The organism is Methylobacterium sp. 285MFTsu5.1 (assembly GCF_000383455.1).
Lineage (GTDB): Bacteria > Pseudomonadota > Alphaproteobacteria > Rhizobiales > Beijerinckiaceae > Methylobacterium.
In genome coordinates this window covers 107,540-121,469 of the sequence record NZ_KB911274.1, presented here as the reverse complement: position 1 = coordinate 121,469, position 13,930 = coordinate 107,540, and the positions used below count along the sequence as shown (strand labels likewise).

General features: G+C 74.0%; 12 protein-coding genes. 11 read left to right on the top strand and 1 reads right to left on the bottom strand.

Annotated features, from left to right (window positions below):
- The first annotated feature begins 27 nt into the window (after positions 1–27).
- The 9 genes from H288_RS0110730 (at position 28) to H288_RS0110690 (ending at position 10,168) form a co-directional block, all read left to right on the top strand.
- Positions 28–1,209, top strand: a complete 1,182-nt coding sequence (locus H288_RS0110730) for a methyltransferase domain-containing protein (RefSeq protein ID WP_020092587.1) — start codon at positions 28–30, stop codon at positions 1,207–1,209.
- The gene (locus H288_RS0110725) at positions 1,209–2,204 is read left to right on the top strand and encodes a Gfo/Idh/MocA family oxidoreductase (RefSeq protein WP_020092586.1); all 996 of its coding nucleotides are present in this window, start codon (positions 1,209–1,211) and stop codon (positions 2,202–2,204) included. Before H288_RS0110730 ends, H288_RS0110725 begins: the two co-directional genes overlap by 1 nt.
- Before the next feature lie 219 nt (positions 2,205–2,423).
- Entirely contained in the window at positions 2,424–4,025 is a 1,602-nt protein-coding gene (locus H288_RS0110720; protein WP_020092585.1) for a YcaO-like family protein, read from the top strand.
- On the top strand, positions 4,022–4,894 hold the full coding sequence (locus H288_RS0110715) for a sugar phosphate isomerase/epimerase family protein (protein ID WP_020092584.1): 873 nt from the start codon (positions 4,022–4,024) through the stop codon (positions 4,892–4,894). The genes H288_RS0110720 and H288_RS0110715 overlap by 4 nt, the downstream gene beginning before the upstream one ends.
- Positions 4,895–4,979: 85 nt before the next feature.
- Entirely contained in the window at positions 4,980–6,218 is a 1,239-nt protein-coding gene (locus H288_RS0110710) for a glycosyltransferase family 4 protein (RefSeq protein ID WP_026604838.1), read from the top strand.
- A 40-nt stretch (positions 6,219–6,258) separates the two neighbouring features.
- Positions 6,259–7,017: a PIG-L family deacetylase gene (locus H288_RS0110705; RefSeq protein ID WP_020092582.1), complete on the top strand. Its 759-nt coding sequence runs from the start codon at positions 6,259–6,261 to the stop codon at positions 7,015–7,017.
- Complete coding sequence (locus H288_RS0110700; RefSeq protein WP_020092581.1) at positions 7,007–7,636, top strand: uracil-DNA glycosylase; 630 nt, start codon at positions 7,007–7,009, stop codon at positions 7,634–7,636. Before H288_RS0110705 ends, H288_RS0110700 begins: the two co-directional genes overlap by 11 nt.
- 152 nt (positions 7,637–7,788) lie before the next feature.
- Complete coding sequence (locus H288_RS0110695) at positions 7,789–8,877, top strand: lysylphosphatidylglycerol synthase domain-containing protein (protein WP_020092580.1); 1,089 nt, start codon at positions 7,789–7,791, stop codon at positions 8,875–8,877.
- A gap of 19 nt (positions 8,878–8,896) precedes the next feature.
- Entirely contained in the window at positions 8,897–10,168 is a 1,272-nt protein-coding gene (locus tag H288_RS0110690; protein ID WP_020092579.1) for an ATP-binding protein, read from the top strand.
- On the opposite strand, the gene H288_RS0110685 is transcribed toward H288_RS0110690, so the two are convergent.
- Positions 10,150–10,761 (bottom strand): glutathione S-transferase family protein, encoded by a 612-nt coding sequence (locus H288_RS0110685; protein ID WP_020092578.1) that lies wholly within the window; start codon positions 10,759–10,761, stop codon positions 10,150–10,152. The genes H288_RS0110690 and H288_RS0110685 overlap by 19 nt on opposite strands.
- A gap of 174 nt (positions 10,762–10,935) precedes the next feature.
- On the opposite strand from H288_RS0110685, the gene H288_RS0110680 reads away from it, so the two are divergent.
- Positions 10,936–13,410, top strand: a complete 2,475-nt coding sequence (locus H288_RS0110680) for a heavy metal translocating P-type ATPase (protein ID WP_020092577.1) — start codon at positions 10,936–10,938, stop codon at positions 13,408–13,410.
- Entirely contained in the window at positions 13,407–13,868 is a 462-nt protein-coding gene (gene cueR / locus H288_RS0110675) for a Cu(I)-responsive transcriptional regulator (RefSeq protein ID WP_020092576.1), read from the top strand. Before H288_RS0110680 ends, cueR begins: the two co-directional genes overlap by 4 nt.
- Positions 13,869–13,930 lie beyond the last annotated feature (62 nt).

The following is a 13,930-nucleotide window of genomic DNA, read 5'->3' as shown; positions in this document are numbered from 1 at the left end:
CCATCTGCCCGGGCGGCCCCGAGAACCATGATCCCGTTCGAACTCAGATCGCCGGACACCGGCAACCCGCTGAAGGCCGATGGCCCGCACGCCCTGCGCGACGCGGAGACCGGCGCGCGCTGGCCCGTGATCGACGGCATCCCGTACCTGCGGATCAACCGCGCGGCCCTGGTCGAGCGGGTGCTCGCCCATCTCGACGCCGGCGAGCCCGACGAGGCGCTGGCCGCGCTGCTGGTCGATCAGGACGATTGGTGGAACGGGCCGCCGGCCGATCCCGCCGGGATCATCCGCCTGATCAAGACGCGCCGCGAGGCGACCCTCCGCGACGCGGTCGAGCTCCTCGGCTGGGGCCGCGTCGGCGACTACTTCCTGCACCGCTGGAGCGACCCGACCTTCCTGGCCGGCCTGTCGCTGCTGGAGGCGCACTGGAACGAGCCGGTCTGCGTCTTCGAGTTCGCCTGCGGCATCGGCCACTACCTGCGCGAGCTGCAGCGGCGCGGCTGCAAGGTCGCCGGCGCCGACGTAGTCTTCGCCAAGCTCTGGGTCGCGCGCCACTGGGTCGTGGCCGAGAAGGCGCAGCTCGTCTGCTTCGACGCCGGCTCGCCCCACTGGCCGATCCCTGGGGCGCCGGTCGACCTCGTCGTCTGCAACGACGCCTTCTACTTCCTCGACGACAAGGCGGCGCTCCTCGAGAACCTCCGCCAGAACGCCGGCGACGACGGCTGGCTGGCGCTGAGCCACATCCACAACCGCGACTGCCCGGGCTTCTCGGCCGGACGCGCGGTGACGGCCGAGGAGATCGCCGAGTTCTTCCCCGACGCCCTGGTCTACGACGACGCGGAGCTGACCCGGGCGCTGGTCGAGGCGCGGGCGCCGGGCCCGCAGGACCCCGCCGCCCTGCGGAGCTGCGAGGCGTTCTCGGTGGTGTGCGGTCCCGGGATGCGACCGGCGCCGCGCGCCCTGCTCGACGGCCTCACCCTGCCGAAGCCCGGCACCGTGCTGCGGCTCAACCCGCTCTACGTGCCCGAGGGCGGCGGTTACGTCATCCGCTGGCCCTCGGAGCGCTACGAGGCGGAGTATGCCCCCCGCGCCACGTACCCGCTGCACTCCCCGGGACCGGAGTCGCTGACCTTCGACGAAAGCCTCGATGCGTCGGAAACGCAGCGCGTGCGCGTGCGCGAGTTCGTCGACCTGCCGGAGCGGTGGTGATGGACGCGGTCGGCTGGGGCATCGTCGGTTACGGCTGGGTCGCCCGCGACTACATGGAGCCCGGCATCCGCGCGGCCGGACACCGGCTGGTGGCGGTCAGCGATCCGAACCCGGAGAGCCGCGCGGCCGCCGAGCGGGCCGGTGCCAGCGTCCACGCCGATCTCGCCGGCCTGATCGCCGAGCCCGCGGTCGAGGCGGTCTACGTGGCGACGCCGAACCACCTGCACCGCGGCGCCGTCGAGGCGCTGGCCGCTGCCGGCAAGGCGATCCTGTGCGAGAAGCCCATGGCGGCGACGCTGGCGGATGCCGAAGCCATCGCGCACGCCGTCGACTCCCAGAAGATCTTCTACGGGACGGCCTTCGACCAGCGGCACCACCCGGCCCACCGGACGATCCGCGCGCAGGTCGAGGCCGGCCGGCTCGGCACCGTGACGACCGTACGGATCGTCTACGCCTGCTGGCTCGGTCGCGACTGGTCGGAGGCCGGGCAGCCCAATTGGCGGATCGACGCCGCCCAGGCCGGCGGCGGCGCCCTGATGGACCTCGCTCCGCACGGGCTCGATCTCGTGGACTACCTGCTCGGCGAGCCGATCGCCGACCTCGCGGCCCTCACCCAGACCAAGGCCCAGGATTACGCCGTCGACGACGGCGCCCTGCTGATCGGGCGCACGCGGAGCGGCGCACTGGCGAGCCTGCACGTCGCCTACAATTGCCCCGACGCGCTGCCCCGCCGCCGCCTGGAGGTGGTCGGCACGAAGGGTCTGCTCGTCGCCGAGAACACGATGGGCCAGACGGCCGGCGGCTCGCTGACCTTCGTCGACGGCGCCAGCGGGCGCGGGGAACCGCTCGCCTTCGACGCCGACAGCTCGCCCTTCACCGAGCAGGTGCGCGCCTTCGGCTCGGCCCTGCGCCGGCCCGAGGAGCGGGCCGCGTACGCGGCGTCCCGGGACCTTCACACGATGCGGCTCGTCGCCCGCGCCTACGGGCAGGGGTAGCGGACACAGGATACGCAGCCACGGAACCACACCCCGGCATCTCCCACCCACGCCCTCATCCTGAGGTGCCCGCGTCAGCGGGCCTCGAAGGAGGGCTCCAGGGATCGCGCGTCCGGCTGGAGCCCTCCTTCGAGGCCTCCGCTGCGCTTCGGCACCTCGGGATGAGGGGATGAATGGGAGGGAGTGCGGCGCACGGTTCGAGGAAGACGGGAACACGACGTGACCAACGCAGACGCCTTCCACGACCAGGACGACCGCGCCCGCCACGAGCGGATCAAGGCGCCGCGCCCCTACCGTTTCGGCGCCAAGCGGCCGATCGAGGGCCTGCCCGAGACCCTGCCCGACCCGGTCAAGGCCTATCTCGACGTGCTGCCGGAGGGGCGCGTCGTCGGCTTCCCGCTGGCACCGCTCGATCGCACCGGCATCCCGGTCTGGTTCGTGGCCCTGTTCCTCGACGACCCGTTCTTCGTGGGCGCGATGCCGTCTGGGATCGGCTACGGCGCCACCGACGACGAGGCACTGATCGGCGCCGTGGCGGAGATTGCCGAGAACCTGATGCCGTCCCTCGCGGTGCTGCCCCGCGCGAAGGAGCGGGCGAGCTATACCGATCTCGCCCGCGTCTACGGCGCCAAGTCGGTCGCCGACCCGCTGACCCTGTGCCTGCCCGCCGGCTCCCCGGTCGGCCGCGACACGGTGCTGGAGTGGACGCCCGCGATCCGCCACGCCACCGGCGAGATCGTCCTGATGCCGCTCGACGTCGCCGCCACCGACTATTTCGAGCTGTCGGAGGGCTACAAGCCCTTCACCAACCTGATCACCAACGGCCTCGGCGCCGGGCCCGACGTGCCCTTCGCGCTGGGCCACGGCGTGCTGGAGCTGCTCCAGCGGGACGGCAACGGCCTGCTGTTCCGGGCCCTCGACCAGGGCGTGATGCTCGACCTCGACGGCATCGGCCCGGAGAACGCCGCCATGCTGGCCCGGCTGAAGGCGCTGGGCATCCGGGCGCTGCCGAAATTCGCCACCGACCAGTTCGGGCTGACCAACCTCTACGTCGTCGGCTACGACGAGGATCCGGCGCGCACCCCGGCGCCGATCGCCCTCTCGGCCTGCGGCGAGGCCTGCGACCCGGACCGGGAGCGGGCGCTCCGCAAGGCGCTGCTGGAGTTCCAGGCCGCGCGGGTGCGCAAGACCTTCGGGCACGGCCCCCTCGACATGGCCGCCACGGTGACGCCGCCCGGCTACGTCGACGCCTTCATCCAGAAGGCGCTGCCCAGCCTGGACCTCGAGGAGAGCCGCGCACTCCAGGCCATGCTCGAATGGATCGAGATGCCGGCGGCCGACCTGCGCGGCGTGCTGGCCGACACGGTCTATTCCGAGCGCAGCACGAAGCGATTTACGGAGTTGCCTTCCACTCCGGCCGCCGACGGCCACGCGCGGGGGAAGATCGCCTGCGACCGGCTGCTCGAAGCCGGGTTCGACGTGCTCTACGTCGACTGCACACCGCCCGGGGGTGGGGTCGGCGTGGTCAAGGCGATCGTGCCGGGGCTCGAGGTCGAGACCATGAGCTACTACCGGATCGGCGAGCGCAACACGAAGAAGCTTCTCGACCGCGACCATCCGCTCATCCAGTTCGGCACCGAGAGCGAGACTTTGCGGCCGGTGCGTCTGACCCCTGAAGCCCTGGAGCGGTTCGGCGGCCAGCCGCTGTTCGACGTGGCCCTGGCCGAGCGGATCGTCGGGCGGCACTATCCGCTCTACCGCGAGCCGGAATCGCACCACGCGCCGTTCCGCCTCGCCCAGCGGAAGGGGAGGGCGGCGTGACGCTCCGGTTCGCCTACAACACCAACGGCGCGGCCAACCACCGCCTCGACGACGCGATCCACCTGATCAAGGCGGCGGGCTACGACGGCGTGGCGCTCACCCTCGACATCCACCATCTCGACCCCTTCGCCGACACCTGGGCGGCGGAAGCCGGCCGGGTGGCCAGCCTGCTGGAGAAGCTGGAGCTGACCTGCGTCATCGAGACGGGCGCCCGCTTCCTCCTCGATCCGTCCGCCAAGCACGAGCCGACGCTGGTGACCGCCGACGCCGCGGGCCGCGCCCGGCGGGTCGGCTTCCTCAAGCGGGCGATCGAGATCGGCGCCATGCTCTCCGCCGAGGCGGTCTCGTTCTGGGCCGGCGTTCCGAAGCCCGGCGTCGATCCCGGCGAGGCCCGGCGCTGGCTGGAGGAAGGGCTGCACGAGGTCGCCTCGTTCGCCGCCGAGGCCGGTGTCGTGCCCTGCCTGGAGCCCGAGCCCGGCATGCTGATCGAGACGCTCGACGACTACGCTTCCCTCTCCGTGCCGGGCTTGAAGCTCGCCCTCGACACCGGTCACTGCCTCGTCACGGGCGAGCGCGAGCCGGCGGCCGCCGTGCGGGAATTCGCCGACCGGATCGGCACCGTGGCGATCGAGGACATGAAGCGCGGCAGCCACATCCACCTGCCGTTCGGCGAGGGCGACATGGACGTGCCGGGTGTCTTGGAGGCCCTGGAGGCGGTCGGCTTCGGCAAGCTGATCTGCGTCGAGCTGTCCCGCGAGAGCCACCGGGCCGACGTGATGATCCCGCAGGCGCTGGACTATCTCCGCGGCTGTCGGCGCCCCGGCCCGGTCCTGGCCGGCGAGCAGGAGACGCGGCGGCAATGGCAGTGAGAGCCGAACCGCGGCGAGGCGAGGATCGGGCACGGGAGAGGGGGCGCCTCGGCGCCTCGCCCGGTCAATGCGAAGGTGCGGCGCGATGAGAATCCTCTTCCTCAGCCGCCGCTATTTCCCGGCGATATCGGGCATGAGCGTCTACGCGCAGAACCTGCTGCGCGAGCTGGTCGGCGCCGGCCACGACGTCACGATGATCTCGCAGTACCGGGGCGACGCCTTCGGCACCCGGGTCTACGGGGGCGGGCCGCCCCCGCCGGTGCCGGGCGTTCGGGTGATCGGCCTGGAGCAGCTCGGCGAGCAGGCGTCGGGCGACTTCGAGCGCGACATCGCCGCGATGGTGGACGCGATCTGCCGCGAGCACGCCCGACAACCCTTCGACATCCTGCACGCGCAATACGGTTACCCGACCGGCTGGGCGGTGCTGCTCGCCGCGCGCGAACTCGGCGTGCCGAGCGTCGTCTCGATCCAGGGCGGCGACGGCCACTGGGTCGGCTCCTGCTGCGAGACCCACCGGGTCGCCATGTGCGAGGTGCTGGCCCACGCCAACGCGCTGCTGATCGGCGGCGCCTCCTTCGTGGACGAGGTCTGCGAGCGGCTCGGGTCGGACCCCGCCCGCTTCACCATCGTGCCCGGCGCGGTCGACACCGACCGGTTCGCGCAGGGCACGCCCGACGGGCTGCCCGCGCCCCATCCGGGCCCGGTGCGGCTGTTCTACCACGGCCGGGTCGACCGCCGGAAAGGCGTCCTCGACTTCATCGAGGCCCTGGCGATCCTGCGCGCGCAGGGCAGGCCGTTCGCCGCCACCATCTCGGGGATCGGGCCCGACGTGGATCCGGCCAAGGCGCTCGCCGCCGAGCGCGCCTTCTCGGAGCGGGAGATCGCCTTCACGGGCTACGCCGAGTACGCCACCGTGCCCGACCTCTACCGCCGCGCCGACGTGTTCGTCTCGCCGACCTACGCGGAGGGCTTCTCCAACACGATCCTGGAGGCGCTCGCAGCAGGGCTCGCCACCGTCTCGTGCCACGCGGTCGGCGTCTCGGACTGCCTGCGCGACGGGGAGAACGGGTTGCTGGTGAACCCGGGCGACGTCCCGGCGCTGGCCGCCGCGCTCACCCGGGTCATCGCGGACGCGGATCTGCGCCGCCGCATCGCGACGGCCGGCTTGGAGGAGTGCCGCCGCGTCTACTCGTGGCACGCGGTCGGGCGGCAGATCATGGACGTCTACGCCCGCGTGCGCGGCGAGCGACCGGCCACCGGCTTCTCGCCGGACCTGCCCCACGATCCGACCTGCCGCTTCCGCGCCGAGCCGCACCTGCTCTGAGCGCGGGTCGGAACCCATCGAGACCGTCGCACCCCGGACCATGCCCACCGCGCTCGCCCTCTCGCCCCATCTCGACGACGCGGCCTTCTCGTGCGGCGGCCTCCTGGCAAGCCTCGCGCAAGCTGGCTGGCGCGTTGTGATGGCGACCCTGTTCACCGGCAGCGTCGCCGAGCCGAGGGGCTTCGCGCTCGCCTGCCAGCTGGACAAAGGGCTCGGACCGGAGGTCGACTACATGGCCCTGCGCCGGGACGAGGATGTCCGGGCTGCCGCGGCGCTCGGCATCGCGCCGCCCGTCCACCTGCCGTTCCGGGAGGCGCCGCACCGGGGCTACGGCTCGGCGCCGGAGCTCTTCGCCGACACGCGCGCCGACGACGGCGTCGCGGCCGAGCTCGCACCGGCCATCGCGGGGCTGATCGCCGCCGGGAGTCCCGATCTCCTCCTGGCTCCGCAGGCGATCGGCGGGCACGTCGATCATGTCCAGACTGTGCGGGCGCTGCGCGGCCTCGCGCCGGCCCAGCCGATCCTGTGGTGGCGCGACTTTCCCTATACGGTGCGGGAGGCCGCCCCGAAGGCGCCCCTCGCCGACCTGTTCGCCGACCTCGCCGAGCCGGCGATGCGCCTCGCCCCGGAGGCCCAGGCCCGGAAGCGCGCCGCCTGCGCGGCCTATGCCAGCCAGATCGGCTTCCAGTTCGGCGGCGTGGCCGGCCTCGACGCGCGCCTAGCCCGGGAGGAGGGCACCGAGCGCTTCCGCCGGTCGGGCCGCCTCGGCCTCACGATCCCCGGCCTCGATGCCGGCTGAGCCGCGGGCGCCGAAGGCGCTGGCCGATCCGGAAGCCCTCGCGGCCCGCCGCGCCCTGATCGACAGCCCCCACATCGCACCGATCCGGGCGCTGGCGGCGCGCGTCGCGGCCGAGCGCGGCGCCCCGGTCCCGGCGCCCGACCCCCTGGACGGCGGCGTCGGCGCGCGGATGCTCCTCCTCCTCGAGACCCCCGGCCCGGCGGTCCTGCGCACCGGCTTCGTCACCCGCGACAGCGCGAACGGCACGGCCGCGAACCTGTTCCGCTTCCTCGCCGAGGCCGGGCTCAGCCGGGCCGACACGCTGATCTGGAACGCGGTCCCCTGGCTCATCCACGCCGAGGGCGCCCGCAACCGGGCGCCCCGCCGGGCGGAGGTGGCGGCGGCCGCGCCCTATCTGGCCCCGCTCCTCGACCTGCTGCCGCGCCTCGCCGTGGCGGTGCTGGCCGGCCGCTTCGCCGGCGAGGCCGCGCCCGCCCTCGCGGCGCTCCGCCCCGACCTTCCGGTGATCCGGGTGCCGCACCCGAGCCCGACCTATGTCTGCACCGCGCCGGAGGTGCCGGAGCGGATCCGGCGCGGCCTCGCGGAAGCGGCCGCGATCCTCGATCGGACCTCCGGCTGAGGATAGATCGCCCGTCACGGGCCTGCCTTCCCTGGCCTTGCGCCCCGGTTCGGCCTACATGCGGGGCAACGGGCCGCGGTCCGGGAAATTCCGGCACGGGCTGACGGCCTTCGGGCCGGGCCGCGCAGCCGGAAGGGCGGACGCCGATCGGCATGAATTTTCAGGGACAGCACCGGAGCCCGGCCGAGCCGGTCGAGCCGGTCCAGCACGATGCCGAAGCGGGCTCGAAGCGGAAGAGCCGGCGCAGCCGCTATGCCTGGATCGGCACGGCGGCCAGCATCGTGCTGTTCGCCGTCTCCCTCGGCGTCCTGTGGAAGCTCGTGCAGAGCGTCAGCTGGGCGGAGGTGCGCAGCGCCATCGCGGCGGCGACCGCCGAGCAGCTCGGGCTCGCCTTCCTGTTCGTCGGCATCAGCTACCTGTTCCTGACCGGCTACGACGCGCTGGCCCTGCGCCAGCTCAAGATCAAGGTGCCGTACCGGATCACCGCGCTCGCCTCCTTCACGAGCTACGCGGTGAGTTTCACTCTCGGCTTCCCGCTGCTCACTGCCGGGACGATCCGCTACTGGATCTACGCCCGGCAGGGGCTCTCGACGGCCAAGATCGCCGCGCTCACCGTCATCGCCGGCTTCACCTTCTGGCTCGGCATGGGCGTGGTGCTGGGCCTGAGCCTGATCATCGAGGCCGGCCAGCTCGCCGGCCTCGCCTTCACGTCGATCCGGATCAACCAGGGCGTCGGCCTCGCGGCGCTCGCCCTGGTGCTCGGCTACCTCGCCTGGGTCTCGGCCAAGAAGCGCAGCATCACCGTCAAGCAGTGGCGCCTGGAACTGCCGGGCGCCTCGGTCTCCATCGGCCAGATGATCGTCGGGATCGGCGACGTCTGCGCGGCGGCGGCGGTGCTCTACGTCCTGCTGCCGCAGGAGACGACGCTCGGCTTCACCACCTTCCTGGCGATCTACGTGCTCGCCGCCATGCTGGGGATCGCGTCGAACGCGCCGGGCGGGATCGGGGTGTTCGAGGCGACGATCCTGCTCGCCCTGTCGAGCCTGCCGCGCAACGAGGTGCTGACCTCGCTGCTGCTGTTCCGGGGCTGCTACTACGTCGTGCCGTTCGTGACCGCCCTGGCGATGCTCGGACTGTACGAGATCGTCAAGCGCGCGGGCGGCGCCCGCGATCCCGGGCCTCCGGAGGGCACCGCCGGCCCGTCCGGCCGGGCGTGGCACGACGAGTCCGAGCCCCGCTGATCGGCCGGCCGCGCCCGCCATGTCCGGCCGCCTGCGCAGCTCCCCCGCCTGGACCGGCGCCGCGATCGCCGCGGGCCTGCTCGGGCTCGCCACCGCCCTGGCCGGGCGGCTCGATCTCCCGCTGATCCTGATCGGCCTCGCGGCGGTCTGCCTGGGCGGCTGGCTCGGCGGACGCGGCCGCGAGGCGCCCGTGCCGCGCCCGGCCACCACCACGCCGCGCCACGCCGTCGCCGAGGCGCTGCTCGCCCACGTGCCGGACCCGGTCATCCTGGTCGACCGGCGCACCCTGGTGCTGGAGGCCAATCCCGCCGCCCGGGCGCTCCTGCCGGCCCTCCACCAGGCCCGGCCGCTGTCCTTCGCGCTCCGCGACCCGGAGGTCCTCGACGGCATCGAGGCGGTGCTGAGTTCGGGCCTCCCGCGCCGCGTCGCGCTGTCGACCCGGGTGCCGCTGGAGCGGACCTTCGATGTCCAGATCGGCGCCCTGCCGATGCCCGACGGGTCCGGCGTCAGCGCGCTGCTGTTCCTGCGCGACCTCACCGCGGCCCGGCGCCTGGAGGCGATGCGGGTCGACTTCGTCGCCAACGCCAGCCACGAGCTGCGCACGCCGCTCGCCACCCTGATCGGCTTCATCGAGACCCTGCAGGGGCCGGCCCGCGACGACGCGCAGGCCCGGGAGCGCTTCCTAGAGATCATGCGCGTCCAGGCCCTGCGGATGACGCGGCTGATCGACGACCTGCTGTCGCTGTCGCGGATCGAGCTGCGCGAGCACGTCGCCCCCACCGCGGTGGTCAATCTCGGGGCGCTCGCCCGCCAGATGGTCGACGCCCAGGGCCCGCCCGCCGAGGCGCGGGGCGCCACGATCCGGCTGGAGGAGGGTGCGGGCCCCTACGCGGTCCCCGGCGACGCCGACGAGCTGGCGCGGGTGATCGAGAACCTGATCGAGAACGCCGTGAAGTACGGCGGCGGCCAGATCAGCGTCGGGCTCGCCCGCGAGGACGACCCGCGCCTCGGGCGCCGCGTCGTCCTGTCGGTGGCCGATGACGGGCCGGGCATCCCGCCCGAGCACATCCCGCGGCTGACGGAGCGCTTCTACCGGGTCGACGTCACCTCGAGTCGCGCCCGCGGCGGCACCGGGCTGGGGCTCGCCATCGTCAAGCACAGCCTCAATCGCCACCGCGGCCGCCTCGCCATCGAGAGCGCGACCGGCGAGGGGACGACCGTGCGGGTCAGCCTGCCCGAGTACGGCGCCGCGCCGCCTCGGTTCGCGGCCGATCAGGCCGGCCCGGTATAGGAGCCGATCCCGAGCCCGGTCTCGACCCGCCCGACCCAGGCGCGGATCGCCGGGTAGTCCGTGAGGTCGAAGCCCCCCTCGTGGGCCATGCGCGTGTAGGCGACGAGCGCCACGTCGGCGAGGGTCAGGATCTCGCCCGCCATGAAGGCCGAGCGCCCGAGGGTGTCCTCCATCAGCCGCAGGGCGTCGGCGCCGCGCTCCGCGAGCTTCGGGTCGAGATCCTCGGGCGCCCGCTTGAGGTAGTGGAGCTGGTAGCGGCGGACCGCGATGTAGGGCTCGTGGCTGTACTGCTCCCAGAACATCCACTGCAGCATCCGGGCGCGGGGCAGGGGCTCCGCGGGGACCAGCGCGGAGCCTTCCGCGAGGTAGACGATGATCGCGTTCGATTCCGACAGCACGGTGCCGTCGGGCAGGACGACGATCGGCACGCGGCCGGCGGGGTTCAGGGCGAGGAACTCGGGTTTGCGCGTCCCGCCGCCGGGGACGTCGACGTCGCGCCAGACCGCCGGGATGCCGAGATGCGCCGCGACCCACTTGACCTTGAGGCAGTTGCCGGAACCCGGGTCGCCGTAGATCGTCAGCGGCTCGCTCATCGGTGTCCCCGTCGCTCCGGTGGGCGGTGACCTTGGCCGGACGGGCGCGATTCTACAACGGCCGCGGCCCGCATCGACCGGCCGGATCCGGAGCCTTGCCCGCGAACCCTTGACCTTCCCATCATGGGAAGCTCCATCTGACCGGGCATGGATGCTTCCAACCGGACCACCGCCATGTCGAGATCCGTCGCCCTGACCCTCCCCGTCGAGGGCATGTCCTGCGCCTTCTGCGTCGGCCGCGTCGAGCGCACCCTCGCGGCGCTGCCCGGCGCCCGTGACGTGGCGGTGAACCTCGCCACCCACCGCGCCAGCCTCGTCCTCGACGGGGCGACGAGCCCGGGCGACGTCGCGACGGCGCTCGCGGATGCCGGCTACCCCGTCCCAGAGACGCAGAGCCTGCTGGCCGTGGACGGGATGTCTTGCGCGAGTTGCGTCGGCCGCGTCGAGCGGGCGCTGGCCGCCGTGCCGGGGGTGACCGGCGCCAGCGTCAACCTCGCCGCCGGCCGGGCCGCGATCCGCCATCCCGAGGGGGTGGTGCCGATGGACGCGCTGGTGGCGGCCGTGGAGGCGGCCGGCTACGAGGCCCGGCCGGTCGAGGCCGGCCACCCGGTCGACCCTTCCGCCCGTCAGGCGGAAGAGGGGCGCGCCCTGCGCCGCGACCTGATCGTCACCGCCCTGCTGTCGGCGCCCGTCGTGGTCCTCGACATGGGCGGCCACCTCCTGCCCGCGCTGCACGGCGGCCCGGTGACGGCCCTGGTCCAGGCCGCGCTGGCCACCCTGGTCCTCGCCGGCCCGGGGCGGCGCTTCTTCCTGCGCGGCGTCCCGGGCCTCCTGCGCGGCCATCCCGACATGAACGCCCTGGTCGCCCTCGGGGCCGGCGCCGCCTACCTGTACTCGCTGGTCTCGACCCTGGCTTCGGACCTCCTGCCGGCCGGCGCGGCGCACCTCTACTTCGAGGCGAGCGTCCTGATCGTCACGCTGATCCTGCTCGGCCGGACGCTGGAGGCCCGCGCCAAGGGGCGCACCGGCCAGGCGATCGCGCGGCTGATGGACCTGACGCCGAAGACCGCCCGGGTCATCCGCGACGGCGCGGAGACCGAGGTTCCCCTCGACGCCCTGCGCCTCGGCGACGTCGTCCGGGTGCGTCCGGGCGAGCGGGTGGCGGCGGACGGCGCCGTGGTCTCCGGCACCAGCCACGTCGACGAGAGCATGGTGACGGGCGAGCCGGCGCCGGTGCGCAAGGGCCCGGGCGATCCCGTGGTCGGCGGGACGCTCAACGGCCGCGGCAGCCTCGACCTGCGGGTCGAGGCCGTGGGGGGCGCCACCGTGGTGGCGCAAATCGCCGCCATGGTGGAGCGCGCCCAGGGCGGCAAGCTGCCGATCCAGGCGCTGGTCGACCGCGTCACCGGGCGGTTCGTCCCGGCGGTGATCGGCATCGCCGCGGTGACCTTCCTGGCCTGGCTGGCGCTGGCGCCGGCCCCGGCGCTGGGTCCGGCCCTGGTCAACGCCGTCGCGGTGCTGATCATCGCCTGCCCCTGCGCCATGGGGCTGGCGACGCCGACTGCCATCATGGTCGGCACCGGGCGCGCGGCGGCGCGCGGCGTGCTGTTCCGCGACGGCGCGGCGCTGCAGGGCCTGCGCGACGTGCGGGTGGTGGCCCTCGACAAGACCGGCACCCTGACCGAGGGCCGCCCCCGGCTCACCGAGATCGTCCCGGCCGCGGGCGTCGCGGAGGACGCGGTGCTGGCCCTCGCCGCCGCTCTGGAGACCCGCTCCGAGCACCCGCTGGCCGGCGCCGTCGTGGCGGCGGCCCGCGAGCGCGGCCTGGACCTGCCGGAACCGGACAGCTTCGAGGCGGTGGCGGGCTTCGGGATTGCCGGACGGGTCGCGGGCCGGGCCGCGGCCCTCGGCGCGCCGCGCTACCTGGAGCGCCTCGGCGTCGCCCTCGACCCGGATCTCGCCGCCCGGGCCGAGGCGCTGGCGGGCGCGGGACGGAGCCCGATCCACCTCGTCCTCGACGGCCGCCACGCCGCGATTTTGGCGGTGGCCGATCCCGTGAAGCCGGGCGCCCGCGCGGCGGTCGCGGCCCTGAAGGCGCGCGGCCTCGCGGTGGCGATGGTCACGGGCGACGATCCCGTCACCGCCGCCGGCGTGGCGCGGAGCCTCGGCATCGACGCCGTGGCCGCCGGGGTGCTGCCCGGCGGGAAGGTCGAGGCGGTCCAGCGGTTCCGGGCGGAACACGGGCCGGTGGCCTTCGTGGGCGACGGCATCAACGACGCGCCGGCGCTGGCCGAGGCCGATGTCGGACTGGCGATCGGCACCGGCACCGACATCGCCGTCGAGAGCGCCGACGTGGTGCTGATGTCGGGCGATCTGGAGGCCCTGGTCGAGGCCCTGGCGCTGTCGCGGGCGGTGATGGCCAATATCCGCCAGAACCTGTTCTGGGCCTTCGCCTACAACGCCGCGCTGATCCCGGTGGCGGCCGGCGTGCTGGTGCCGTTCGGCGGCCCGGCCCTGTCACCGATCCTGGCCGCGGGCGCCATGGCCTTCTCGAGCGTGTTCGTCCTGGGCAACGCCCTGCGGCTGCGCCGGGCCGGCGGGCGTCCCGCGGCGGCCGAGGGGCCGGCGCTGGCCGCGAGGCCGGCATGAGCGCGGCGACCCTCACGATCGGCGAGGCGGCGCGCCGGACCGGCGTCTCGGCCAAGATGATCCGCTGGTACGAGGCGACCGGCCTGCTGCCGCCGGCCGCCCGGTCCGAATCCGGCTACCGCCACTACGGCGAGGCGGACCTGCACACGCTGCGCTTCATCCGCCGCGCCCGCGATCTCGGCTTCAGCGTGGACGCGATCGCGGATCTCCTGGCGCTCTGGCGCGACCGCGCCCGGCCGAGCGCCGGGGTGAAGGCGATCGCGCAGGAGCAGATCGCCGATCTGCGCCGCCGCATCGCCGAGATGGAGGGCATGGCCCGGACGCTGGAGCACCTGGCGGAGGCCTGCTGCGGCGACGCGCGGCCGGACTGCCCGATCCTGGACGACCTCGCCGCGGGCGACCATCCACCCGCGCCGCGGCGGCGCGGGCGCGGGATCACGGGGCCGGGTGCGGCGTGAGCGGGGCGCCGCGGATACCGAGCTTGGCCGTTGACGGCGGCTCTGGCCCCGGCTTTGCTGGT